Genomic DNA, 23,348 nt, shown 5'->3' with positions numbered 1-23,348 from the left:
CCTCGAGACTCGTGGCTTCGCCACATGCGCTTCGAGGGCTGACAGCAGACGCGGGCCGAACCCTTTCAGGGCCTCGCTGAACTCGGCACCGAGAACGTGACCCATCCAATGGATTGAGCCCGATTCGGATCGGAACCGGGTGGTGACGCTGGTAGCGGGCCCGGGCGCTGCGTAGTACGGGGCCGCCTTCGCGGACATCTCACGTCTTTATCCGGATGGTCGCATCCGTCCAGGATATTTCAGTGTGCGGCAGCGTCCCAGCTGCGGCCGACGCCGACCGAGACGCTCAGGGGGACCGAGAGTTCGATGGCGGAGGACATTTTGTCCAGGACCAGTTCGCGGAGTTGGTCCTGTTCACCGGGGGCCACGTCGAAGACGAGTTCGTCGTGGATCTGCAGCAGCATGCGGGAGCGCAGGCCGGAATCGGCCAGGGCGCGGTGCACGTTGATCATCGCGACTTTGATGATGTCGGCGGCCGTGCCCTGGATGGGGGCGTTGAGGGCCATTCGTTCAGCGGCTTCGCGGCGCTGGCGATTGCTGTGGTCGAGGTCGGGCAGGTAGCGGCGGCGCCCGAAGAGGGTTTGTGTGTAGCCGACCTTGCGGGCCTGTTCGACCACGGCCTGCAGGTAGTCGCGGATTCCGCCGAAGCGGGAGAAATAGATGTCCATCTGCTCCTTCGCCTCCTGGGTGCTGATCTTCAGCTGGGCGGACAGTCCGTAGGAGCTGAGCCCGTAGGCCAGGCCGTAGGACATCGCCTTGATGCGGCGGCGCAGTTCCGGGGATACCTCGCCGATCGGGATATCGAAGGCTTTCGAGGCGACGAAGCTGTGCAGGTCTTCCCCGGAGTTGAAGGCCTCGATCAGGCCTTCGTCGCCGGAGAGGTGGGCCATGATGCGCATTTCGATCTGGCTGTAGTCGGCGGTCATCAGCGATTCGTAGCCGTCGCCTACGACGAAGGTGTCGCGGATCATCCGGCCGGTATCGGTGCGGATCGGAATGTTCTGCAGGTTCGGTTCGGTGGAGGACAACCGGCCGGTGGCGGCGATGGTCTGGTTGAAGGTGGTGTGGATGCGGCCGTCGTCGGCGACGGCTTTGAGCAGGCCGTCGACGGTGACCTTCAGCCGGGTGGCGTCGCGGTGGGCGAGCAGATGCTGCAGGAACGGGTGCTCGGTCTTCTCGTAGAGCGATTCCAGCGCGTCGGCGTCGGTGGTGTAGCCGGTTTTGGTGCGTTTGGTCTTCGGCATATCGAGTTCGTCGAACAGCACCACCTGCAGCTGTTTGGGCGAGCCCAGGTTGATCTGTTTACCGATGACCCCGTAGGCGGCGTCGGCGGCTTCGGTGACCTTGTCGGCGAACTGCCGCTGCAGTTCGCCGAGGCGGTCGGTGTCGACACCGATTCCGGCGTCCTCGAGTTCGGCGAGCACGCCGAGCAGCGGCAGTTCCATCTCGTCGAGCAGTGGCGTGGATTCGATCTTCGCGAGCTCGGTGTCGAGGGCATCGGCCAGGTCGGCGACGGCGCGGGCGCGCAGCATCTCGTTCTGCGCGAGTTCGGCGTCGACCGCGTCCTCGGCGTCGAGCAACGACAGCTGCGGGGTGGCGTCGGTTTCGCTGCGTAGTTCGCGGTGCAGGTAGCGCAGCGAGAGATCGTCGAGGTTGAAGCTGCGCTGACCGGGCCGGACCAGGTACGCCGCGAGCGCGGTATCGCTGGTGAGTCCGGCGAGGGTCCAGCCGCGACCACGCAGGGCGTGTATCGCGCTCTTGGCCTCGTGTAGCGCCTTGTACCGGGTGGGGTCGGCCAGCCAGGCGCCCAGTGCGGCCTCGTCCTCGGCGGTGAGGGCGGTGATATCGACATAGCCGGATTCCCCGTCGGCACCGGCGATGGCGAGGGCCCGGACATCACCGGCGGCGGGTACGCCGGTTCCGGACAGGGAGAGTCCGTGCCGGGATTCCGCTTTCGCGTGTTCGGCCAGCCAATCGCCGATACTGCCGGGTTCCAGTGTGCTGCCGCTGATCTCGAAGCCGGCCTCGGCCTCGATGGTCGGCGGTGCGAGCGTCTCGAAGAGCCGGTCGCGCAGTACCCGGAATTCCAGATCGTCGAACAGCTGATGGATCCGTTCCCGGTTCCACGCGCCCTGGGCCAGCTGGTCCGGCGTGTAGGGCAGGGGTACGTCGCGGACCATTTCGGTGAGCTGACGGTTGAGCACCACACTGCTGAGGTTGGCGCGCAACGCGTCGCCGACCTTGCCGCGCACCTCGTCGACCTTGTCGACGAGGGTGTTCAGATCGCCGTATTCACGGATCCACTTCGCGGCGGTCTTCTCCCCCACGCCGGGGATACCGGGCAGATTGTCGCTGGGGTCGCCGCGCAGCGCCGCGTAGTCCGGGTACTGGGTGGGGCTGAGTCCGTATTTGCCCACGACCTCTTCGGGTGTGAAACGCGTGAGGTCGGAGACGCCCTTCTTCGGGTAGAGGACGGTGACATCGTCGTTGACCAGCTGGATCGCGTCGCGGTCACCGGTGACGATGGAAACCCGGAAACCCTGGGGCACGGCCTGGGTGGTGAGGGTGGCGATGATGTCGTCGGCCTCGTAACCCTCGATCGCCATCACCGGTACCCCGAGCGCGCCCAGCACCTCCTTGGTGAGCTCGACCTGGCCGCGGAACTCGTCGGGCGTTTTGGACCGGTTCGCCTTGTATTCCGGGTAGGCGTCCACCCGGAAGGTCTGGCGGGAGACGTCGAACGCGGCCGCGATATGCGTGGGCTTCTCGTCGCGCAGCAGGTTGATGAGCATGGCGGTGAAGCCGTACACCGCGTTGGTGGTCTGACCGGTGACCGTCTGGAAGTTCTCCGCCGGCAACGCGTAGAACGCCCGGTACGCCAGCGAGTGCCCGTCCAATAGCAGCAGCCTGGGCCGCTCCCCCGAGGATCCGGAGGCATCGGCGGAAGCAGGGGCGGTCGGCTGCGCGGTGGTCGGTGGGGTCACACCCGGAGAGTCTAGGGACTCCCCCCGACAACCGGGCAGGCCGCCGGAGCGACGGACCACGGGCACGGTCGGTCCCGGCGCTCGCCGGGTCGTAGCGGCCCACCCGCGGCCCGCACGACCCGCGCGTCAGCCGACGCCGAGGTACGCGGCCTGGACCGCCGGATCGTCGAGCAGTTCCCGGCCGGGCCCGGTTTTGGTGACCTCACCCGTCTCCATGATGTAGCCCCGGTCGCTGCGCGCCAGGGCCTGCCGGGCGTTCTGTTCCACCAGCAGCACCGTGGTACCCGTAGCGTTGATCTCGGCGATGATCCGGAAGATCTGCTGGATGATCATCGGCGCCAGGCCCATCGACGGTTCGTCGAGCAGCAGCAGCCGGGGCCGCGCCATCAGCGCCCGGCCGATCGCCACCATCTGCTGCTCGCCGCCGGACAGGGTGCCGCCGACTTGTTTCTGCCGTTCCCGCAGGCGCGGGAAGAGCCCGAACACCCGCTCCAGGGCCGCGTCGTGATCGGTCTTCTTCTTGAACGGCCTTGCATAACAACCCATATCGAGGTTCTCACGCACGGTCATCCCGGGAAACACGCCTCTGCCCTCGGGTGCCTGGACCAATCCGGCGAGAACCCGTTCGTGCGCCTTCAACCGGCTGATATCACGACCTTCGAAGAGGATCCGCCCACCACTGAGCGGCAGCAGTCCCGACAGCGCACGCATGGTGGTGGTCTTACCGGCGCCGTTCGCGCCCAGCAGGGTCACCAGCTCCCCCTCCGCGACCCGCAGCGAAATACCGTGCAGTGCCTGGATTCTGCCGTACCGAACGACGATATCCTCGACCTCGAGCAGCGGCTCCACGCCGAATTTCTCGCCCCCGGCGCCCGCCGCGCTCATCGCCGTTCCTCCGTTCCGCCGGATTCCTCGTCCCGCTCCGCGCGCAGCGCGACCGTGGACGCCGAGACGTCGGCATCGGTCAGTTCGTCGTCGGGCACACCCAGATACGCCGCGATCACGGCCGGATCGGTGCGGATGTCCGCGGGCAGCCCGTCGGCGATCTTGCGGCCGAACTCCAGCACCACGATGCGATCGGTGACGCCCATCACCAGCCGCATATCGTGCTCTATCAGCAATACGGTGAAACCGTCGTCCCGGATCTTGCGGATCAGATCCATGAGCGCGGACTTCTCGCTCGGGTTGAATCCGGCGGCCGGTTCGTCCAGGCACAGCAGTTTCGGCTCGGTGGCCAGGGCCCGCGCGATCTCCAGCCGCCGCTGATCGCCGTAGGAGAGGTTGCGGGCCTTCTCGACCGCGCGCGGCGCGATACCCACGAACTCCAGCAGCGCCATACCGCGTTCGACGGCGTCGCGCTCCTCCCGCCGATGCCGGGCGCTGCGCAGGATGGCCCCTGCCACCGAGGTGCGATGGCGGGCGTCGGTGCCCACGACCACGTTCTCCAGGGCGGTCATCTCCCCGAACAACCGGACGTTCTGGAAGGTGCGGGCGATCCCCAGCCGGGTGATCGCGTTCCGCTTCGTCTTGGTCAGCGGTTTTCCGTCGAAGTACACGGTGCCCGCGGCCGGCCGGTACACACCGGTGATCGCGTTGAAGCAGGTGGTCTTCCCGGCGCCGTTGGGTCCGATGAGACCGAGGATCTCCCCGCGCCGGATGTCGAAACTCACCGAATCCAGCGCGGTGAGCCCACCGAAGCGCACGGTGAGATCCTGCGTGCTCAGCAGCGGCTCACCCACCTCGGTCCGGATCGCACGGTGCGCGGCCACCACTTCGGCCACGGTCTCGGCATCGCCGAGCGCCGGATCGACGGCGGTCACATCCACGACCCCCGCCGAGCCCGGCGCGGGCGCGGGCGCGGCATACCCCGCGGCCATATCCTCGTTGTCGAACAGGGCGTCGCCCGCGTGGGGTCCGGTCACGATGCCGCCTCCGCAGTCGGGCCGCCCACCGGGCGGCGAACCGCGCGGACGATCTGCCTGCCGTAGGCGAGCAGCTTCTGCCGGACCGGGAACAGGCCCTGGGGTCGCAGGATCATCATCACCACCAGTGCGATACCGAAATACAGATACTTCAGGTCACCGAGACTCTTCGCGCCACCGGCATAGGTCATGAGCACACTGCTCAGCAGCAGCACCGCGTACACCGCCGCCAGCACCGACACCGCGAGATAGGCCCAGCGCGGCAGACCGGTCAGGTTCCGGGCCCACAGCCGCCAGCCCGCCAGCAGCGCCACGAACACGACCGCCACAATCGCCAGCTGCACATATCCGGTGGTGCCGTCGTCGGCGATCTCCACCGACATCAACCGGTTCGGCAGATACACCACCAGGAAGGCGCCGACGATCACCCCGAGCTTGTTGCCGGATCCGCCGATCACCACCGCGCACACGAACAACATCGAGTTGATGATGTTGAATCCGGTCGGATTGATGAACTGCACCTGTCCGGCGAACAGGGCGCCCGACAGTCCACCGATTCCGGCGCCGATCATGAACGCCCACAGTTTGAACTTGAACGTGGGCACACCCATGATCTCGGCGGCGTCCTCGTCCTCACGGATGGCCACCCAGGCCCGCCCCACCCGGCTGCGTTCCAGGTTGCCGACCAGCAGCAGTACCGCGACCACCGCGATCATGCCGACCCAATACCACCAGGTACCGGAATTGGCCCGTTCCAGCAGATCGGAACTGTCCGGGTTGCCGACGTTGCCGGCGGAGAACACGCCGTTGGGATGGGTCTCGGATTCCCCCACCCGCGGATAGGCGATACCCGACAGACCCAGGCTTCCGTTGGTCAGTTCGCCGAGATTGTCGGCCAGCAACCGCACGATCTCGCCGAATCCGAGGGTCACGATGGCGAGATAGTCACCCCGCAGCCGCAGCGTCGGCGACCCCAGGATCAATCCGGCGACCGCGGTCACCAGAATCGCCAGCGGAACACAGGCCAGCCAGGCCCAGTCGGAATTCAGCCACCCGCCGTCGGTCTGGTTCCAGGGGCTGTTCGGGCTGGTCAGCAGGCCGACGGTATAGGCACCGACCGCGTAGAAGCCGACATAACCGAGGTCCAGCAGCCCGGCCTGGCCGACCACGACATTGAGACCTATCGCGATCAGCGCGTACATGGCGAACTGCGCCATCACCCCACCGAAACTGGTACCCGGGGTATCCAGCAGCGGCGGCGGGAACAGCGGCAGCAGGGCCAGCAGTACCAGCGCCGGCACCCCCACCGCCCATTGCGCCGGCCGGCTCAGCCCGGCCCACCAGGCGCGGATCTCGTCGCCGAGCCCGCGCCGTCCGGCGGTCGCGGTTGTCGCTGTGCTCATGTGCGGGCCCTCCCGAGACTTTCACCGAGAATGCCGGTCGGCCGGAAGAACAGCACCAGCACCAGCACCACGAACGCCACCACATCGCGCCATTCGGTCCCGAAGAACATCTGCCCGTAGCTCTCCACCACGCCGAGCACCAGCCCGCCCAGCAGCGCGCCCCGCAGGTTCCCGATCCCGCCGAGCACAGCGGCACAGAACGCCTTGATGCCGAGGACGAAACCGCCGGAGTAGATGATGCCGTTCGGGATCTTCAGCACGAACAGCATCGCGGCGGCACCGGCCAGCAGACCGCCGATGAGGAACGTCAGCATGATGATCCGCTCCCGCGAAACACCCATCAGCGTCGCGGTATCGGGATCCTGGGCCACCGCGCGGATACCGAGCCCGAATCGGGTGCGGTTGACCAGCACATCGGCCAGCACCGCCAGCGCCACCGCCGATACCACGATCACCAGGGTCACATTGGTGACCTCGGCGCCGCCGATGGTGAACTGCACCGACGGCTCGACCAGCATGATCGGCTGCTGAGCGTTGGTGCCGCCCAGATCCGGCCACAGTTTCGGCAGGATGAAATGCACGAATTCCTGCAGCACGAAGGACATGCCGATCGCGGTGATCAGGAAGGTCAGTGGTCTGGCGCCGCGCCGGCGCAACGGCCGGTAGGCCACGCGTTCGAGCCCCACCGCGGCCGCACCGGAGACCGCCATACCGAAGACCATTGCCAGCGCCAGATAGGTGACCGTGAGGACAACGCCCTCGCTGTAGACGTTGCCACTCGGCGCGAAGCCCAGCAGCATCAGTCCCACGTACTGCCCGAACATACCGAGCATGAACACCTCGGAATGCGCGAAGTTGATCAACCGCAGAACCCCGTAGACCAGGGTGTAGCCCACGGCCACCAGCGCGTAGATCGCCCCGTAGGACAGGCCGTCGACCGTCAGTCTCCAGAACTGATCGATCACGCCCTCGTAGTTGAAATCGATCGATCCCTGCGCCCAGACGGCCACCTCGGCCGGCATGGATGCTGTCATTCGTAATCCGCCCTCATCATCGTCGGCCCACTTGCGAGCAGCGAGCGGTACGCGCCCCGGCACCCTCGGGCGCGCGCACCGCTCGCGAACCCGCTATCCGACCTCGTAGATCCAGATCAGCGCGTTCGACAGTTCGCCGTCGGCATTCCACTGGTAATGCCGCGCCAGCCCGTCACCGCTGTAGCCGCGCACGAACTCCAGCAGATCGGGCCGGGTCAGCTTTCCGCCGTCGATACCGAGGGCGAGGATGGTCGCCAGATCGTAGGCCTCCACCGAGTACACACCCGGCGCCTGACCGTGCAGTTCCTCGTAGGCGGTGGCGAATTCGTCCGGCGCCGGACCACACGGGCAGGACAGCACGGCGCCCTTCGCGGAGCCACCCGCCTGGGAGACGAACTGCGGGTCGTTGGTGCCGTCGGCGGACACGAAGGTCGCGTCCACCCCGCCGGACCGCAACTGCTGCACCAGCGGCGCCGCCTCGGCGTAATAACCGGAATAGAAGATCGCGTCCGGCTGCGCACCCGAGATCTTGGTGACCGTGGCGGAGAAGTCCTTGTCACCCTTCTTGATGCTCGCCGCGCACGCGGGATCGGCGGCCGCACCCAGCCCCTCGGTGATACTGGCGGCCAGGCCGACACCGTAATCGGTGTTGTCCTGGACCACGCACACCTTCTTGTACCCGGCGGTATCCACCAGGTACTTCGCCACCGACGGTCCCTGTACGTCATCGTTGGCCAGACCGCGGAAGAAGGACTTCCAGCCGTTCTCGGTCAGGGTGGCGTTGGTGGCCGAAGAACTCACCGACACCAGCCCCGCGTCACTGAGGATCTGTCCGGTGGCCTTGGTCTCGCCGGAGAACGCCGGCCCGACCAGCCCGATCACCGAGGGATCGTTGACGATCTGCGGGATCACCTGGCTGGCCTTCTGCGGATCGCCCTCGGTGTCGAATTCCTTCAGCGTGATCTGGCAGCCCGGATTGGCCTTGTTGTGCTGATCCAGCGCCAGCTTCACACCGTTGACGATATTGATGCCCAGAGCCGCGTCCGGGCCGGTCAGCGCACCGGCCATGGCGACGGAGGTGGTCGGCGGGCAGGTCGCGGAACCGTCGCCGGCCGGATCGGCCGCGGCGGCGGTATCGGCGGCCGGGACCTCCTTACCCGCGTCGTCGACCTGCAGCAACGGCTGGATGGACAATCCGCCGGTATCGGCCCCCTCCGTATCACCCGCGGTCTTCTCACTGCATCCGGTCAGAACCAGCGCCGCCGCCGCGGTGACACCCATCAGCGCACGCGCGGTGCGGCCGCGGCGCGACACCCCCGACAGCCATATCGAACCAAGCACGATCTTCCCCTATGTTCCTCATCAAAACCCCGGCCGGCCGAGGGAGCCGGCCACGCCGGCTCGTGAGAAACATAACCTCGCCATGTTGATCCCGCGTCACATTCGGATCATCGGCATGATGTCGTCGCAAATTGTTTTCCGGCTTGTGTTTCGGAGAAGTAAAAACAGCACCGGCCGAGGCGACAAGAACGAACGCGCGGACTATAGGGCCTACTGCGGGGTGAGGTTCTCCAGCACCACCTCGGCCACCGCCTTCATCGTGGTCCGCCGATCCATCGCGGTGCGCTGAATCCATTTGAAGGCCTGCGGCTCACTCAGCCCCTGGGTCTGCATCAGCACACCCTTGGCCCGCTCCACCAGCTTGCGGGTCTCCAGCCGCTCCGACAGCCCCGCCACCTCGCTCTCCAGCGCGGTGATCTCGTGGAACCGGCTGGCCGCCAACTCGATGGCCGGCACCAGATCCGATTTGGTGAACGGCTTGACCAGATACGCCATCGCACCGGCATCACGGGCCCGCTCCACCAGATCACGCTGACTGAACGCGGTCAGGATCACCACCGGCGCAACTCGTTTCGACGCGATCTCGGCGGCGGCATCGATCCCGTCGCGCCGCGGCATCTTCACATCCATGATCACCAGATCCGGCCGGTGCTCCACCGCGAGGTCCACGGCCTGCTGGCCGTCGCCGGCCTCCCCCACCACGCGATACCCCTCTTCGGTCAGCATCTCGACCAGATCCATCCGGATCAACGCCTCATCCTCGGCGACGACCACACGTTTCGCCGCGGCGTCCGCACTAGTGCTCATAAACGACCCCTCTGGTTCCGATGCCTCGTCCCGATACCGCGGACGGCGGATCCGGCCGATCCACGGCCGTCGATCCGCCGTCACGCGATCGGGTGCTGTAAAGACTACCTTTCACCCGGACCGCCAGTACCCGTACCCTGCGCAAAGTGGCCACCAGGGCGCCCTAGGACCCCACCATTCGGTAAACGGGGGTTCGAGGGGATATCATGTGCAACCGGTGCGCCGAGTTGGCGGAACTGGCAGACGCGACGGTCTCAAAAACCGTTGTCCGAAAGGACGTGTGGGTTCGAGTCCCACACTCGGCACCAAGGTCGAATGGCATTTCCGATGCCAGACCATTCCTCTCCCCCTCACGCAGTCCGCAGGGAGTCCGCAGCAGCACGAGCCCCACGGTCCATTCCGTCGGCCACCGAGTCCAGATCATCCGGGAACAGATGCCCGTACAGATCGAGCGTCAGCGTGGCCGTCTTGTGCCCGAGCATCCGCTGCACGACCTTGATATTGGCGCCGGCGCTGATGGCCAGCGAGGCCGCGGTGTGACGGAGCCCGTGCGGGACAACACCTGTGAGCCCGACCTCTTTCGCAGCCGGGTCGAACACCCACCGGAACTCCGTCGAGGTCAGGAACCCGCCCTTGTGACTCGGGAACACCAGCGCTTCGGCCCGGCGCCCTGTCAGGAGTTTTTCTAGGTCCTTCGCCAGCAGACCCGGTATCGGGACCACTCGGGTGGTGTGGTTCTTCGTGTCGGTTTCCACCATCCCCTGACCGGTCACCGCAGTTGCCGAACGACTGATCCGGATCCGTCGTTGATCCAGCAGCACGTCCGAGGTACGCAATGCAATGGCCTCACCGAACCGCAAGCCGGTATACGCCAAGGTGAGCACCAGCGGACGGAACCGGCCTGCCGCCATTCCGAGCTTCATCACTTCCAGGTGGTTCAGATAGCGCCGCTCCCCCGCGATCATCGACGGCAGGTCGACGTCTTCGGCCGGATTGATCGCCAGCCGCTTCGCCTTGATCGCGAACCGCAGGATTTGGCTGAGCACCTGGTACGACTGGATCACCCGGGACGCCGACAATCCCCGGCCTTGAAACCGTGCACTGCCGGATTCCGACAGGGTCACCACCCATTCCTGGATATCCTCGAATTCGATATCTCGAAGCGGAGTCGAACCCCAGCGCGGCAGAATGATTCGATCGAGCAGGGACCGATAGCCGGCCACCGTTTTCGGTTTGCGGAATTTCTTCGTGGAATACCATTTCTCGGCGACGACCTCGAACAGCACGCCGCTACGGTCCGGATCCACCCAGGTCCCGGTGACGACCTTCGTGGTCACATCGCCGTCGAGGAACTTCTGAGCCGCGGCTTTCGTGTCGAACGATCGGGACCGTTCCACCCCGTTGGGATCCACGTACCGGGCGCGCCAGCGTTTGCCCTTCCCGCAGCGCTCGGACTTGACCTTCTTCTTGGACTTCTCCCCGGTCACCGGATCCACGACCACCACAGTCGGATACCAGCGATCCTCGACCCCCGAGCGCGGGTTACGTCGAGTCGGCATCAGGCCACCTCGGTACTGGTCAGCTTCTCCTGCTCGGTGATCCAAGCCAGGACCACCGACTTCCGCCACACCCGCCGGCGCGGCCCGAGCTTGAAACTGGCCGGACCCTGCCCGACGTGCGCCCACCACCGCCAGGTAGCCGCCGGAATACCGGTCAGCGCCTCGCAGTCCTTCGCCCTCAGGTAGACCTCTTGCTCGTCCATCAGATTCCCCTTCCTACGCCGCTTCCGGAATTGCTGAGATTTCGAGATGCTCTGGTGGCCCCGCGTCGAGCAGGACCCGGTTGTACTCAGCGCGCCAGGCGATGCGCTGGGCGATCGAGGCCATGATGATGTGATCTCGGGGCGGAACGTTCTTGTCACCCGGCTTGACCAGCGAGTACCGCAGGTTCGGGTTGTCGGGTTTCTCGATGCCGTACTCGGCGAGCAGTGCCCGGACGAACTCCACCCGATCCGCGCGGTGATCCGGGAGGGTTTTGCCCGACCACTGGCGAGAGTTCGGGGTCCGCTTCCCCGGAGTACCGAGCAGATCCCGGCGGTGAGTCTTGCCGCGGCAGCGGCCCGGGACGGTTTTGTCTGTGGCACCGACGGGGACGATGCCGTAGCGCAGCCACACCGGACAGGTTTTCGAGCACGGGACGTGCTGCAGCTCGGCGTGCAACCGGTCGTAGTGGTCGACCGCCGCTTGCGTTTCGGGTTCGAGGACTTCGGTGACCGACTTGGTGAGGTACTTGGTCATGTAGCCGATATGGCGGGTGGCTTCCTGGGTTCCGCCGAGGATGCCCTTGGAATCGACCTGCTCCCCGAACCGAACCACATGCGCCGGCTCCCACTCATCCATCCCGCCGAGCACGTCGAGCGCGTCCTCGAAACCGAGCAGCGCAGTCCCGGTATCGGGATCCACGAACGTGGCTTGCTGCGCATCCCAGACGGGCACGACGTCGCCGGGGTACATCTCGTCGGCCGGGTCGAACCGTGGCCACCAGACCTGGAAGTAGGTGGCGGCGGTGACCTGCTGGATGATCTTGTGGGAGATCGCGCCGCGCAGGGCGATGTGAAGGTGCGGGGCGCCGCGTTTCTGCGGTTCGATGGTGCCCCAGTACTGGACGTTGAACCCGACCACCCGGCGCAGGTTCTGAATCCAGCGGTCCGCGAGCTGAGCGAAGAACGTGATATCGCGGGCCGCGGCCTGGTAGTCGTAGCTGTCGGGGTGGCGGGGTGCTCCGTCGGAGCGGACCGGCCCGTAGGAGGGCATGGTCAGGGTGACGAACATCGAGGGCCGGAACTTCCCGGCGAACTGGCGCCCGATCGTTTGCTTGGACACCTTGCGGCGCGGCAGATCCGGGGCGTCCTGGCGCCGACGGGTCGAGCGGGTGCGGCGGGTCTTCTCCGGCTTGTCCAGGGCGGGCAGCCGGCCACGGAAACCGGATTCCTTCATCTCCGCATCCAGATCCGCCACGACCTCCTGGACCGCCGCCATCATCGCGGTATCACCCTCGGATTTGGCTTGCTGGTAGGTGGTGAACAGGTCCGCGCGGGCGGTCAGCAGATCGGTTTGGGCATCGGTCGGGTCGCGCTGCTCAACGACGGGTTCGGCATCGAGGTGCCAGCCCTCCCGGCACTGGGTGACCCGCAGGAATTTGTTCCGCATCGCGCACGGGGCGCACACCGATTCCAGGGTCGCCTTGCACGGCACACCGACGTAGTTGTTCCGGCCGACCTCGGGGTCAAACACCTTCATGATCAGCGGCCGGGTGCACACACCGAACTTCTCGGCGGTGGCTTCGGCGACACCCCGGAAATCCGGCAGGCTACGACGCTCGGCCGCAGTCTGCCGGACCGGGACCCCGGCCGTAGTCGAGGTAGGCGAGGACATCAGGCAGCTTCCCCCTTCGGTTTGGTCCAGTGATCCACCCGCGGCAGCAACACCGTGTCGGCGAGGGCGTCGCCGCGGCGGACGACGAGTTCGACGGTGGCGGGGCCGACGATGTGGGCATATGCCTGCTCGGCCCTGAATGCGTGGGCGAAGGCTTCGGCGCTGTTGGCCCAACCGATGGGGGTTTGGCCTTCCAGCATCCGCAACCGCACCCGGTCGGTGCAGTCACCGATACCCACCGCCAGCAGCTTCGGGACCTGGACGCCGGTGTCGGTGGTGACGGTGAGGCGGCAGGCTTTCATCCGGCGGGCCCAGTTGCGGCGATACCGCCACCAGGTCAGGAACCGGGACCGGGCCCGATCGGTGACCCAGCGGGCGAACAGGTCCGGGAAACGACGCCGGAACCCGGCCACCAGGAGACCGCCGGCGAGGCCGGTTGCCAACCCGATCGGCCACCCGAACACCACACCCGCGGTGAGGGCGAGGGCGATCGGGGCGGAGATGACCGGGAACAGGAGCGCCCAGTGGATGGCGACGGCCCACCCGAGGAGCAGGTACCAGCCGGTGTTGAGGACCGCGAGTCCGATCAGGTCGAACGGGTCGCGTTTCTGGTCGCGGGCGAGTTTGACAGTGTGGACGGTCATTTCAGGTTCTCCGGGTCGGGCGGGTCGAACAGGGGCAGTTGATCGGTGCAGGGTTCGTGCAGGTCCTTACGAGTCCGGCGGCCCCGTGGACTGCGGAGCTGTTCGGCGGCAGCTGTGACGATCGGGTGCGGCTCCCGGCGGACCGGTTTCGGCTGGTTGGTCATGCGGCCCACCCCGATCCGTCGGGGTCGTCGCCGGTGTCGTGGTAGGCGGGGAAGTCCCAGCCCGGCACTTCGCCGGTGTCAGCGAACATCTGCACGGCTACCGACACGGGATCGCATCCGGCGCGTTCGGCGCGGCAGCGGCGACGAGCGGCCAGGTCCACGACATCGGCGGTAGCGGGGTTCGAGGTGGTGTGCTTGCGCGTCATGATCAGTTCTCCGTTCCGAGGGATTCCGCGACCGCGGACAGCAGGTCACGAGCAGCAGGTGGGGTGACGGCGTTTCCGGCCAGACGGACCTGTTCGCGGCGGTTGCCCGCCATGAGATAGGAGGCGTCGAAGGCCATCGCCTGTTTGATCTCGCCGGGCTCGAGCATGCGGAACTCGCAGTCCTCCACCCGAGGAGCCGCCGTGGTCAGTCCGTGGTGGGTGCCAGCGGCAGCGATGGTGTCGAGCGGTTCGGCGATGGTTTTGGCGGTGTTGTGGTTGCGGAGCGGGATGACCATCGCCCACCGATCCCGGGCGGTAGCGGTGCCGTGCGGGTCGGAGATGGGGCGGGCGGTGCCGTTGCCGTAGTAGGGCACCAGGATCCCGGTCTCCGAGCGGGTGGTCATCGTCCGCATCGGCGCCCCAGCCGGTTGGGCGTGTTTGCCGTCGCGGCCCTCCACCGGGACCAGCAGGGCATCAGTTTCACGGGTAGTACGTGCTGGCATCGCCTGACCGACCGGTACCGCACCGTCGCGCCAGGTGCCCCCGGCCGGGATCAACAACGCCCGGGAACGGGAGCCGTTGACCAGGTGGTTTCGGGAGTGGCAGACCCGGGTCGCATCATCTTGATAGCGCGCCAACCCGGCCTCGATACGGCGCATCGTTTTGATAGCCAGCGGTTTCGCCCGGTCCCCGATCCGCTGGCCACGCAAACTCCAGTCGATCACCGACGATGCGGGCAGCCAATCCGGTTCCACGATCGTGTTGCGGCAGGTGACCGAGGGGCAGCGCCACACGTACTGGGCGCGATACCGGCCCCACGGGCGGGTGGGGTTCTTCCACGCCTGCACCGCCCGCACCGTCGTCTCACAGCCGGGGCACCATGCGGTGGGTCGGGTCCAGCGGTCGAGATCTGGGGCGGGGTTGCCGGTTTGCCAGAACACGACATACATGCGGTCGCGGGACTGCGGGGCCGGGGCTCCGGCGGCGTGGGCGTGCATCGAGTTGAGGTAGACGACCCGATGCCGATACCCGAGGGCGTGCATGGCGGTCAGCCACGAATCGAACAGCACCCACTTCGCGGCATCCACGACGTTTTCGACCACGATCGCGCGGTAGTGGTGGTGTTCGGTGAACCGCACGACATCCCACATCGTCGCCCGCGACCGCTCCGCCGCAGCATCGGGAAGGATGTCGCCGAACAGGTCCGGTTGCGCATCCACGTTCCGGCGACGACCGCGAGCCACGGAATGGTTGGTGCATTCCGGTGACGCCCACAGGATGTCCGAGGTCCGGTAGCGGCGGGGGTCGACCTGGGACAGGTCCGCGCAATCGTGGTCGGTGTCGGGGTGGTTGGCGTTGTGGGTCTCCACGGCCAGGGTCCAGTGGTTGACGGCGAGCTGGACGCGGATCCCGGGGACTTGGATCGCTCCGGTGGAGGAGCCGCCGGCGCCGCAGAACAGATCGGTCACGGTGATCATGCCGCCACCGGTCCCTGCTCATCGTCACCGAGGTCACCGAGGTCGTCGGGGTCGAACCCCGAATAGTCGGCTTTCGGCGCCAGATCCGGCACCGCAGGCGAGTAGGTGTCCACGATCCGGTCGGCGTCGTCGTCGGAGACCCAGAACGCCCGCACCCGGGTGAATCCGGTGGTGCCGTCTTCGCCGACGTAGCCGACGCCGGGTGTGTGCTCGGAGATCTCGTCGCAGCGGGCACCGCGATCCCGGGCGCCCTGGCCGTGGACCATCGCGGTCTGTGTGGGCTCATCGAGGCGCAGTCCGATCCGGATCGGGAACAGCTGCCGGTTCGGCATGGTCTCCTTGGACGGGTCCTGGAGAGCGGCGATCACCGACACCCCGGCCGCGCGGCCCTGCGACAGCAGCAACCCCGTCAGCCGGCGGAACTCGTTCTGCTCCTCGCGATCGGCATACGCGGACAGCGACGCCGCTTCGTCGATGACGATCAGGATCAGCGGTTCATCGGTGGAGGGGACGAGTTTGCGGATACCGGCCGCGCGCATCCGGGACAGGCGGTCCTGCATCGCGGTGACCGCTTCGCCGAGCATGGTGAGGATCGAGCGCGAGTCCACCGCGAACCGGACGAACAGCTTGTTCTCCCCGCGCCCGAACTCCGCGCCACCCTTCGGATCGGCCAGCCACACATCCACCAGCCCGGCCTTGATCGCGGGGCCGACGCCGTTGAGCAGCGACCACAGCACCGAGCCTTTGCCGGAGCCCATCGCGCCGGCCAGCAGGATATGGCCGTAGAGGACCCGCAGCCGCCACACGTCATGGTCTTCGGTCACTCCGACCGGGACCGCTTCCAGATCCACCCCGTAGGCCAGCAGATCGGTGACCGGGGCCGGGGCGGCGAGGGTGTCGGTGGTGCGCAGGTGCAGGTGCACGAACCCGGGTGCGGGTGAGGACACCTCGATATCGGGAACCGCGAAGTAATGGGCCAGGGCGTCGCGGGTGGCGTCGTTGTTCCAGTCCTTCAACGCCTGGCCGCCCAGCATCTGGACCTCGACCAGCATCCCGGATTCGGTGAGATCGGCGGCAGTGACGTTCGGATACCCCGACTGCCACGAGCCGAGCCCGAGGGCCGGCCACATCAGCGCGAGTTGCGCGGAGTCGGTAACGATCGAGGCAGCCGGACCGAGAGCCACCGGCACCCCGGCAGCGTGGTTGGTGGTGGTGCGCTGATGTTTTCCATCGAGGTGACGCCAGCGCAACAGCATGCCAGCCGATAGGGCGGCGGAGCCTCCGAGGATGAGCAGGTCGGGCGAGATCATGAGGTACCCCCCACAGGGACAGCGATCGGCAGCATCGTTTGAGCCGGTCGCATGGGACGAGGACGGGGACGAGAAGGCACCACCGCAGGTGCCGGGGCCAGCGCCGGAACCGGATCGGCCACCAACGCAGGCGCAGGGACAGGTTCGGGAACCGGTTCCGGAGCGGAATCGGCCACCGGAGCAGGGACCGGTGCGGGAGCCGATTCGGGCTTTGTCTGGGCTTGGGCGCGCTGGCGGGCAGCGACCCGGAACAACAGGGCCAGGCCGTGGGTGTCGACCAGCAGCGATATCGGAGCGACCGCCGCCACCAACGCGGCAGCCCAGCCCGGTAAAGGTTGACCGGCAGTGACCGCGTGGACCGAGTTACCCGCCACCGAGACCAGCGAGCCGACCACCAGCACACCGAGGAAGAACCGACGCTCAGCCTTGTGGTGGGCGCACACCAGCAGCCCCACGGTGGCCAGCAGGATGGTGCCGTCGACGATCAGCGGGAACAGCCACGCATCATCGGCGGGCATCCGGGCCAGGCGGGCGAGGTCTTCCAGGGTGGAGAACGACAGCCGGAACGCTGCCGCCCCCACGCCCAGGATGATGAGTGCGGCGAACCCGTGCGTAAGAAGACGCATCTTCGCCGACTGATCCGCCGCCCGCATCACGCCGCCTCGGAATCCACAACAGCAGCGGATTCAGCCGCTTCGGCCGCCTCGTGCTGTGCCAGGACCGCGGGCAACTGCTCGGCCAGCGACCGGGCATCCTCGATCGACAGATGCAGCCGAGCATCGAAGTTCCCGGCGAATCCGATATCGACGCTTGCCGAGACCGTCCCCACCGTCTCCGAGACCCGGCGCGGCATGTAGGCGACCTCCGGCCCGTCGAACCCCGACACGATTGTCCGCATGAACGACATGGCGATCACGCAGCCTTACCGGACGGACGCGCAGCACCCTGATCAGCCGGCGCCTGCTTCGAACCCGAGTTGTCCCCGGCGATGCCGGTCGCGCGGATGTTCCAGCCGATGCTTTTGAACTCACCCTGACCGGCGATCTTCGGCTTGACCTGCAAGCCCTCCAACACCAGCGGGCGCATACCCGGCGCGACCTCCGGTGCCGAGGGAACCGGCACCTGATCGGCGACGAACACCAGATCGAAACTGGCCTGCCGGGCGTTCGGGGCAGCCGGATCGGTGACCGTGGCCTTCCACAGCCGCTTGCCGGTGCCGTTGCCCTCGTTATCCAGGTCCAGACGCTGCCGCTTCGGCGCGTTGCGGTCGGAGTTGAACTCCGTCATCGGCTCGACATCACCGAGCAGGAACAGGCCCTTCGGGAACGCTTCCTCGAACGCCGGGGTGAACCACAGATTCTTCATCGCCATCTCTGAAACTCCTTTGATCAGCTGATGATCAGCCCAACTAAAGATCACTTTATCCCCCTAAAGTGATGGGCTGGTCGTTTGGTGTTGTGGATACTTTAGGGGGATAAAGAAGACGATACGCCTGCTGGCGACCGAATGCAATACCCCCCTAAAGTCACCGTCTACACTGGTCCTGTGGCTACCCCCGACGACTTTGACCAGGCACGGAACGATCCTGATCCGATCCGCCGTGGTCAGCGCGTAACGAAGCTGATGGCCTTCTATCAGCAGCGTGGGAACGAGCTAGCCCGCGCGCGAAAGGCCGCGATCGAGGAAGCCCACCGCGACCGGGGGATGAGCTACAAGGAGATCGCCGAGCTACTCGGGATTACGCAGGGGCGGGTCAGTCAGATTCGGTCATCCGCACCCCGGGAAGAACGGGCGTTCTTCGGCGTTGGCCCGGTTGCGGTCGGCATTCCACGACGATTCGGGCTTGAGGACGGCCGCGAACGTCCATTCATCGATGGCAGTGACCAGGCAACTCAGGACACGCTCGAAGACACGCTTGGTCGGTTGGTGCTGGCCGTCGAGGGTTTCTCGATCGATCCTGATCGTGAGGATTTGCCAGAGGGCGACTGCGTGATTGTTTGTGGACCAAAATCGGCTCCGATCGCCCGGCGCCTCCTGGAGGGCGATTCGATACTCGGTTTCGAGCGCGATGACGACGGTTGGTGGATCACCGATTCGCGAACCGGACTACGGCATTCCTCGCCGTATCGTCGCGACAGCTCTATCCGGAACGACATCGGGTACTTCTCGCGCCGCCAAGATGGTGGACGCGTCATCGTTCACATCGCCGGCATCACCAGCGTGGGCTCGCTCGGCGTGGCCCATTGGCTGGACCACAACGTCAAGGCCGTGTTCGACCCGAAAGCCACCTTCGTCAACGGCGTTGTCGAATGCGAGTTTGATGACAGCTTCGCGGTGACCGATAGTCGGATCATCGTCGGGCCGTACGTGGAAAAGCCATGAACGTCCACGGTGCCCAACTCCAGGAAGGTTCCGGCGAGGACCGGCTGTTCATCACCGACCGTGCGGTAGTCGTACTGGACGGCGCAACATCGCACGACCCCGACTATCCATCCGCACACGAGTATGTCGATACTCTCGGATACGAACTGTGTGGACGCCTGACCAGTTCAAGCGGCCTATCCGACGTTCTCGCGGCAGCCATCGAATCGACCGCTGAGAGGCTATGCCTCCGCCCCGGAGGACGGGCACCATCCAGCACGGTCGCGATCATCCGCACCGACGCCGATACGGTCGAAACGTTGATCCTCGGCGATTCGCCCGCAATCATCGGATGCACCGATGGGACGCAGGACATCATCTCAGACGAACGACTCGATTCACTCGACTTCCCAGAGTCCCAGTCCTACCGGGAGCATCTGAAGGCCGGCCACGGGTACGACTCCGATCACTTCGCTGTGCTCCGATCGCTGCAACTCAAGCAGCGTCAGCGTCGAAACAAGCACCACGGTTACTGGATTGCCGAAGCGGACCCCGAAGCCGCTCAACACTCGATCGTCCGCCAATATCCAGCGGATCGAGTCAACTGGGCGATACTCGCTACAGACGGGGCCGTGGACCCGCTCACGCCACTACGGATCGCATGGGCAGAAGTCGCCAGACTCGATGATCACGGCCTTGCACAGTTGCTCGGGCGCACACACCAGTGGGAAGCCGAGACCGATCCCGATGGTGTTCAGCTGCCGCGATCGAAGCGCCACGACGACAAGACCATAGCCGTCGTTCGCCTGGCCAAGAGCGACTGAGCGAACCTCGCGATCCGCCAGCAGTCCGGCTCTGGACTGATTCACGGCTGTTCCACTGAACCCGCCCCTTCTTGAAGTGGTTGCCGAATTTCGCCATACAGGATCAAGAGGCGCCGGCGCTGCGCGCCGCCGCCGCACTACGCCACGCAGCCGGCGCCCTGGCTACGCTGGCGGGCGCCGGGCGCGGCGGTGCGTCGGCGGCACGCTGCGCCGACACCCACCGATCCGAGATTGCCGAGTTTTCGATAACCGAGAAGTGTGGGCACGACGAGAGCCGTACCCGACCTACCTCCCGCAGCCGCCCACGAATCCGCCTGCCCCGTATCCGGTCAACCGGCTGTGGTCCCGCCCCAGTCCGCCGAGATGGTCACGGATCGCCGCGTTCGTCTCAAGGTTCTCGGCTGTGGGTCACCAGCGGGGTTCGTGCAGGTGGAGACGTAGCGAGCGGGTTTGGTCGTGACGCTCACCAGTGATCCTCCTGATCGGGATGCCTGACTAATCCGAGAGCTATCACAGCTGTGGTGGGAGTCCAGGGCGCCGAGGGCGTCGCTACGCGATGGGCATTCGCCCACCCTGGACACCCACCACACCCGTGATCGAGACGCCCTCAGTCAGGCACCCCGATCAGGAGGATCACCACATGAACGTCACCACGGCTACCCCGGTCTGCTACGTCTCCACCTGCACGAACCCCGCCACCGATGTCATGCCCGAGATCGCGGAGCCGGTGTGCGCCGACTGCCTGGCCGCCTACCTCGACGTCCTGGTCTGGTGGGATCAGGACCGGATCGTTCCCTGACCGATAGGGGGGCTTCGGCCCCCTTTTCGCGTGCTCAACGCATCGAACGAACTACTGCGCGACCTCCGGCCGCGTGGCCCTACTCGGTGGTGACCTGCATTGTGTTCCCGCGCCCCTCCACCCTCAAGGGCGCCTCCGGCGTCACTACGTGATGGCTACGCCACCCTTGACCGCGGAGCCTCTACGCGAGAAAGGCAGGCCCTATGGGGCAGGCGGGGAAGCCAGCCCCTGCATGCGCAGACCACCACCCAGCAGGGCCAATTCGTCGGTTCCCCGGTAATTTCGCCGCATGGACTTTGCGAACACGGTGATCCAGGCGGAGGGGCTTCGGCTGACCCAAGGGTGGGGTAGTGCGGGCACTATCGTTGTCGGCCTTGTGGCAGTCGGGGTAGCCAGCTACTGGAACTACCGGACGCTCAAGCGCACAGATGAGCGGTATGAGAAGGACCTCCGTGAGGCACATGACGACAAGGTGCGCGACGCGATCCTAGAAGTCCTGCACAAGACCACTATCTGGGCTACTGCTGCTAATGACTTCCGTGCTCTGGTGAGACGCCGACTCATACCCGGACCCAGCAACCAGGCACAGGCCACGGACGCAGAAATTGCGATACGGGCAGGGGCGAAGTTGCACAGCGATGCACAGATGAACCTGCGGCGCGCGCTGTGGGCGGCTCAGTTGGTTGTTGACGAACCCTCGCTCCACGCAGCGATCGTCTCGACAATCGCCACGCAAGAGGAGCTGGTCAGCAGCCGTACCCCCGCCGAATGGACGAACATGGTTGAAGCTGTTGAGAAAGTCCACGAGCTTCGGATCCGAACGAATAGCCAGGTGGACGAGATCCTTCGTTTCGCTCAGGCCAACCTGGCCAAACGTCGGCAAGAAACAGCTGAGGCTGCCCCTCCGGCTACTTCCATCGTACCGCCACCGACAGAAAAGCTGGCCGTCGCGGACGAGCAGCCACAACGGCATGTTGCGCCCGATCGACCAGACTCGAGCCCGAAGACCGATCACGCACAGGAAATGTAGCCTCAGGCCGTATCCAGGCCGTGAGGGTCACGGAACACCGAAGAACTGGGCAGAACTGCAAAGATGTTCCTGCCCAGCTCAGAGCGATATTCGGTTGTGTTTCGCCAGGCCACCGGAGACGGCCGAGAAATCACCCAGATCTACGTGCCCAGGCCCCATCTGGCGCATGCATCCCCGCGATTGCGGATTGCTCGAATGACAACGAAGGTTACCTACGACACGGACTCTGAACTGGACCGAGCCCTCTTGGGCCGGCCTGTCAGGAGCATCTTCTCGCGATCCACGCCTTCGTTGTAATCCTGCACAATCTGCTTCGCCATGGGCGTCGACCGAGAGGTCGAGCCACCGCCGCTTTCCCTCTGGCGCACCGCATTTTGCTTCCAGATGGTGGGAGAACCTCCGCGTTTCAAAACCTTGACGAGCCGGGCGTCTTCTGCAAGTTCCCAGTTTCCGGGCCAATCGAGCACCATGGCCACCGCACGCAGGACAATGTTGTCCCAAGTGCTGGCATCGCGTCCCCAAGCCTCACTCACCACTTTCAACACTCGACTGACCATCCCCGGGTTCTTACCCATCGCAAGCAGAGCTTGGACAGCGCCGACGCGGTTTGTGCTCGGAGTGGCAGCTACCTGCAGATCGCCGCCGAGGGACTGCACTTCTTCATTGACACGGATGGCGATGGGGTCGCCCGCCGTTAGCGAGACCCGAAAGTTGTCGAATGGCTTAACCGGCTTGCGGTGCTTATTCGCAGCCAGGAAGAGCTTCGCCTCCTGCTGGACGCTCAGGCCTTCATAAACCATCGTGTCCCGAAGGAAGTCCGGGCCCTCCGTGTTGATGCACGCCTGGTTGCTGTGTTGACCATCGATGATTACGAGGGTTCCGTCCCTACGCTTCGAGACCAGAGCCGGGAGTAGCATCTCCGGATCCCAGTCTTCGGCGATCTTTTCAGTCCAGGCAGTGATCTCATCGCGTTGCATGTAGAGGCGCCCGGTATCCATCGACGGATCGACGGTGAGGTCGGCGACCCTAACCTGTTCGAAGTGCTTGTCCATGTCGTTACTCCAACCGGCTCACCTTCAGGTCCCGCCTGGGCCGAAGTTTCCTCTAGCCTACATACATTTTAAGACCTATGCAAAATTTTATGGCCTACCGTAGCACCCAGGTCGCCCTGCTCGCTCAGGTCGTGGCCAGAACCAGCCTAGAAGTGATTTTGTCCGAGCGCTCCGCGAGGAGCGACAATTGCCCAGGACTCCCGAGGCGAAGTCAAAAAAAAGCTGGCCGACTGGCTCAGCATGACCACACTCTTAAGCGGAAGCGGTCCGCAATCGGTCCGCAGTAGATGCACAAAGGACCCACCCCGCCAACGTTCTCAACGGAGCATTTCGCCAGTTCACAGCGATTTACCCAATCTGACCAACGACCCCGCGACCTGCCACTAAGCAGCATGTCAACCTCAAAAACCGTTGTCCGAAAGGACGTGTGGGTTCGAGTCCCACACTCGGCACTGTATTTTTGGCGCGCTGGCGCGCGCGGGGTTCGGCCCTCTTGGCGTCTGCTGTCAGCCCTCGAGACTCGTGGCTTCGCCACATGCGCTTCGAGGGCTGACA

23 protein-coding genes and 1 tRNA gene are annotated in these 23,348 nt (G+C 65.6%); 5 read left to right on the top strand and 19 right to left on the bottom strand.

Annotated elements, in window-relative coordinates:
* Positions 1–239 precede the first annotated feature (239 nt).
* The 7 genes from polA to AB0F41_RS28980 all read right to left on the bottom strand — a co-directional run bounded on the left by polA (position 240) and on the right by AB0F41_RS28980 (position 9,491).
* Positions 240–2,984, bottom strand: a complete 2,745-nt coding sequence (gene polA, locus AB0F41_RS29010; protein ID WP_357429301.1) for a DNA polymerase I — start codon at positions 2,982–2,984, stop codon at positions 240–242.
* A gap of 126 nt (positions 2,985–3,110) precedes the next feature.
* Positions 3,111–3,869 (bottom strand): ABC transporter ATP-binding protein, encoded by a 759-nt coding sequence (locus AB0F41_RS29005; protein WP_357429299.1) that lies wholly within the window; start codon positions 3,867–3,869, stop codon positions 3,111–3,113.
* Positions 3,866–4,861 carry an ABC transporter ATP-binding protein gene (locus tag AB0F41_RS29000; protein ID WP_357429305.1) on the bottom strand — a complete coding sequence of 332 codons (996 nt, stop codon included), beginning with the start codon at positions 4,859–4,861 and terminating at the stop codon, positions 3,866–3,868. The genes AB0F41_RS29005 and AB0F41_RS29000 overlap by 4 nt, the downstream gene beginning before the upstream one ends.
* Before the next feature lie 41 nt (positions 4,862–4,902).
* Positions 4,903–6,309 (bottom strand): branched-chain amino acid ABC transporter permease, encoded by a 1,407-nt coding sequence (locus tag AB0F41_RS28995; RefSeq protein ID WP_357429297.1) that lies wholly within the window; start codon positions 6,307–6,309, stop codon positions 4,903–4,905.
* Positions 6,306–7,343: a branched-chain amino acid ABC transporter permease gene (locus AB0F41_RS28990; RefSeq protein ID WP_357429295.1), complete on the bottom strand. Its 1,038-nt coding sequence runs from the start codon at positions 7,341–7,343 to the stop codon at positions 6,306–6,308. Before AB0F41_RS28990 ends, AB0F41_RS28995 begins: the two co-directional genes overlap by 4 nt.
* A gap of 93 nt (positions 7,344–7,436) precedes the next feature.
* Positions 7,437–8,624 carry a branched-chain amino acid ABC transporter substrate-binding protein gene (locus AB0F41_RS28985; protein ID WP_357429303.1) on the bottom strand — a complete coding sequence of 396 codons (1,188 nt, stop codon included), beginning with the start codon at positions 8,622–8,624 and terminating at the stop codon, positions 7,437–7,439.
* Between the two features lie 270 nt (positions 8,625–8,894).
* Positions 8,895–9,491: an ANTAR domain-containing response regulator gene (locus AB0F41_RS28980; protein ID WP_357429293.1), complete on the bottom strand. Its 597-nt coding sequence runs from the start codon at positions 9,489–9,491 to the stop codon at positions 8,895–8,897.
* A gap of 221 nt (positions 9,492–9,712) precedes the next feature.
* Between AB0F41_RS28980 and AB0F41_RS28975 the strand changes: the two genes are divergently transcribed.
* A tRNA-Leu gene (locus AB0F41_RS28975) sits at positions 9,713–9,799 on the top strand.
* Positions 9,800–9,841: 42 nt separating this feature from the next.
* Here AB0F41_RS28975 and AB0F41_RS28970 read toward each other — a convergent pair.
* Genes AB0F41_RS28970 through AB0F41_RS28920 form a run of 11 tightly spaced genes read right to left on the bottom strand, consistent with a single transcriptional unit; the run spans position 9,842 to position 18,098 of the window.
* Positions 9,842–11,050 (bottom strand): tyrosine-type recombinase/integrase, encoded by a 1,209-nt coding sequence (locus tag AB0F41_RS28970; protein ID WP_357429291.1) that lies wholly within the window; start codon positions 11,048–11,050, stop codon positions 9,842–9,844.
* On the bottom strand, positions 11,050–11,253 hold the full coding sequence (locus AB0F41_RS28965; RefSeq protein ID WP_357429289.1) for a DNA-binding protein: 204 nt from the start codon (positions 11,251–11,253) through the stop codon (positions 11,050–11,052). Before AB0F41_RS28965 ends, AB0F41_RS28970 begins: the two co-directional genes overlap by 1 nt.
* Before the next feature lie 13 nt (positions 11,254–11,266).
* A complete protein-coding gene (locus AB0F41_RS28960; protein WP_357429288.1) occupies positions 11,267–12,925 on the bottom strand; it encodes a replication initiator in 1,659 nt (552 codons plus the stop codon).
* Positions 12,925–13,569 (bottom strand): hypothetical protein, encoded by a 645-nt coding sequence (locus AB0F41_RS28955; RefSeq protein WP_357429286.1) that lies wholly within the window; start codon positions 13,567–13,569, stop codon positions 12,925–12,927. The genes AB0F41_RS28960 and AB0F41_RS28955 overlap by 1 nt, the downstream gene beginning before the upstream one ends.
* Complete coding sequence (locus tag AB0F41_RS28950) at positions 13,566–13,733, bottom strand: hypothetical protein (protein WP_357429284.1); 168 nt, start codon at positions 13,731–13,733, stop codon at positions 13,566–13,568. The genes AB0F41_RS28955 and AB0F41_RS28950 overlap by 4 nt, the downstream gene beginning before the upstream one ends.
* Positions 13,730–13,939 carry a hypothetical protein gene (locus AB0F41_RS28945; protein WP_357429282.1) on the bottom strand — a complete coding sequence of 70 codons (210 nt, stop codon included), beginning with the start codon at positions 13,937–13,939 and terminating at the stop codon, positions 13,730–13,732. The genes AB0F41_RS28950 and AB0F41_RS28945 overlap by 4 nt, the downstream gene beginning before the upstream one ends.
* Before the next feature lie 2 nt (positions 13,940–13,941).
* Entirely contained in the window at positions 13,942–15,417 is a 1,476-nt protein-coding gene (locus tag AB0F41_RS28940; protein ID WP_357429280.1) for a DNA cytosine methyltransferase, read from the bottom strand.
* Positions 15,414–16,727, bottom strand: coding sequence for an FtsK/SpoIIIE domain-containing protein (locus AB0F41_RS28935; RefSeq protein ID WP_357429278.1), 1,314 nt, complete (start codon positions 16,725–16,727; stop codon positions 15,414–15,416). Before AB0F41_RS28935 ends, AB0F41_RS28940 begins: the two co-directional genes overlap by 4 nt.
* Positions 16,724–17,380, bottom strand: coding sequence for a DUF2637 domain-containing protein (locus AB0F41_RS28930; protein WP_357429277.1), 657 nt, complete (start codon positions 17,378–17,380; stop codon positions 16,724–16,726). The genes AB0F41_RS28935 and AB0F41_RS28930 overlap by 4 nt, the downstream gene beginning before the upstream one ends.
* A complete protein-coding gene (locus AB0F41_RS28925) occupies positions 17,380–17,625 on the bottom strand; it encodes a hypothetical protein (protein ID WP_357429275.1) in 246 nt (81 codons plus the stop codon). The genes AB0F41_RS28930 and AB0F41_RS28925 overlap by 1 nt, the downstream gene beginning before the upstream one ends.
* 14 nt (positions 17,626–17,639) lie before the next feature.
* A complete protein-coding gene (locus tag AB0F41_RS28920; RefSeq protein WP_357429273.1) occupies positions 17,640–18,098 on the bottom strand; it encodes a hypothetical protein in 459 nt (152 codons plus the stop codon).
* Positions 18,099–18,272: 174 nt separating this feature from the next.
* On the opposite strand from AB0F41_RS28920, the gene AB0F41_RS28915 reads away from it, so the two are divergent.
* From AB0F41_RS28915 to AB0F41_RS28900, 4 genes are all read left to right on the top strand, one after another.
* A complete protein-coding gene (locus tag AB0F41_RS28915) occupies positions 18,273–19,109 on the top strand; it encodes a sigma factor-like helix-turn-helix DNA-binding protein (protein ID WP_357429271.1) in 837 nt (278 codons plus the stop codon).
* Entirely contained in the window at positions 19,106–19,912 is an 807-nt protein-coding gene (locus AB0F41_RS28910) for a PP2C family serine/threonine-protein phosphatase (protein ID WP_357429269.1), read from the top strand. Before AB0F41_RS28915 ends, AB0F41_RS28910 begins: the two co-directional genes overlap by 4 nt.
* 640 nt (positions 19,913–20,552) lie before the next feature.
* On the top strand, positions 20,553–20,711 hold the full coding sequence (locus AB0F41_RS28905; RefSeq protein WP_357429267.1) for a hypothetical protein: 159 nt from the start codon (positions 20,553–20,555) through the stop codon (positions 20,709–20,711).
* Between the two features lie 289 nt (positions 20,712–21,000).
* On the top strand, positions 21,001–21,741 hold the full coding sequence (locus AB0F41_RS28900; RefSeq protein ID WP_357429265.1) for a hypothetical protein: 741 nt from the start codon (positions 21,001–21,003) through the stop codon (positions 21,739–21,741).
* Positions 21,742–21,953: 212 nt separating this feature from the next.
* Here the strand turns inward: AB0F41_RS28900 and AB0F41_RS28895 are convergent, their stop codons facing one another.
* Positions 21,954–22,793: a DUF6551 family protein gene (locus AB0F41_RS28895; RefSeq protein WP_357429263.1), complete on the bottom strand. Its 840-nt coding sequence runs from the start codon at positions 22,791–22,793 to the stop codon at positions 21,954–21,956.
* Positions 22,794–23,348: the final 555 nt, after the last annotated feature.

It is taken from the genome of Nocardia sp. NPDC024068 (genome assembly GCF_040638875.1).
Lineage (GTDB): Bacteria > Actinomycetota > Actinomycetes > Mycobacteriales > Mycobacteriaceae > Nocardia.
Note: the sequence above shows the minus strand (reverse complement) of the source record. Positions and strands in the feature narration are given on the sequence as shown.

Coding starts and splice junctions, on each gene's coding strand:
- AB0F41_RS28900 (WP_357429265.1), top strand. CDS start 21,001: ATGGACTTTGCGAACACGGTGATCCAGGCGGAGGGGCTTCGGCTGACC.
- AB0F41_RS28965 (WP_357429289.1), bottom strand. CDS start 11,253: ATGGACGAGCAAGAGGTCTACCTGAGGGCGAAGGACTGCGAGGCGCTG.
- AB0F41_RS28980 (WP_357429293.1), bottom strand. CDS start 9,491: ATGAGCACTAGTGCGGACGCCGCGGCGAAACGTGTGGTCGTCGCCGAG.
- AB0F41_RS28920 (WP_357429273.1), bottom strand. CDS start 18,098: ATGGCGATGAAGAATCTGTGGTTCACCCCGGCGTTCGAGGAAGCGTTC.
- AB0F41_RS28960 (WP_357429288.1), bottom strand. CDS start 12,925: ATGTCCTCGCCTACCTCGACTACGGCCGGGGTCCCGGTCCGGCAGACT.
- AB0F41_RS28950 (WP_357429284.1), bottom strand. CDS start 13,733: ATGACCAACCAGCCGAAACCGGTCCGCCGGGAGCCGCACCCGATCGTC.
- AB0F41_RS28955 (WP_357429286.1), bottom strand. CDS start 13,569: ATGACCGTCCACACTGTCAAACTCGCCCGCGACCAGAAACGCGACCCG.
- AB0F41_RS29005 (WP_357429299.1), bottom strand. CDS start 3,869: ATGAGCGCGGCGGGCGCCGGGGGCGAGAAATTCGGCGTGGAGCCGCTG.
- AB0F41_RS28895 (WP_357429263.1), bottom strand. CDS start 22,793: ATGGACAAGCACTTCGAACAGGTTAGGGTCGCCGACCTCACCGTCGAT.
- AB0F41_RS28995 (WP_357429297.1), bottom strand. CDS start 6,309: ATGAGCACAGCGACAACCGCGACCGCCGGACGGCGCGGGCTCGGCGAC.
- AB0F41_RS28935 (WP_357429278.1), bottom strand. CDS start 16,727: ATGATCTCGCCCGACCTGCTCATCCTCGGAGGCTCCGCCGCCCTATCG.
- AB0F41_RS29000 (WP_357429305.1), bottom strand. CDS start 4,861: ATGGCCGCGGGGTATGCCGCGCCCGCGCCCGCGCCGGGCTCGGCGGGG.
- AB0F41_RS28990 (WP_357429295.1), bottom strand. CDS start 7,343: ATGACAGCATCCATGCCGGCCGAGGTGGCCGTCTGGGCGCAGGGATCG.
- AB0F41_RS28945 (WP_357429282.1), bottom strand. CDS start 13,939: ATGACGCGCAAGCACACCACCTCGAACCCCGCTACCGCCGATGTCGTG.
- AB0F41_RS28985 (WP_357429303.1), bottom strand. CDS start 8,624: ATGGGTGTCACCGCGGCGGCGGCGCTGGTTCTGACCGGATGCAGTGAG.
- AB0F41_RS28970 (WP_357429291.1), bottom strand. CDS start 11,050: ATGCCGACTCGACGTAACCCGCGCTCGGGGGTCGAGGATCGCTGGTAT.
- AB0F41_RS28910 (WP_357429269.1), top strand. CDS start 19,106: ATGAACGTCCACGGTGCCCAACTCCAGGAAGGTTCCGGCGAGGACCGG.
- AB0F41_RS28930 (WP_357429277.1), bottom strand. CDS start 17,380: ATGCGGGCGGCGGATCAGTCGGCGAAGATGCGTCTTCTTACGCACGGG.
- AB0F41_RS28925 (WP_357429275.1), bottom strand. CDS start 17,625: ATGCGGACAATCGTGTCGGGGTTCGACGGGCCGGAGGTCGCCTACATG.
- AB0F41_RS28940 (WP_357429280.1), bottom strand. CDS start 15,417: ATGATCACCGTGACCGATCTGTTCTGCGGCGCCGGCGGCTCCTCCACC.
- AB0F41_RS28905 (WP_357429267.1), top strand. CDS start 20,553: ATGAACGTCACCACGGCTACCCCGGTCTGCTACGTCTCCACCTGCACG.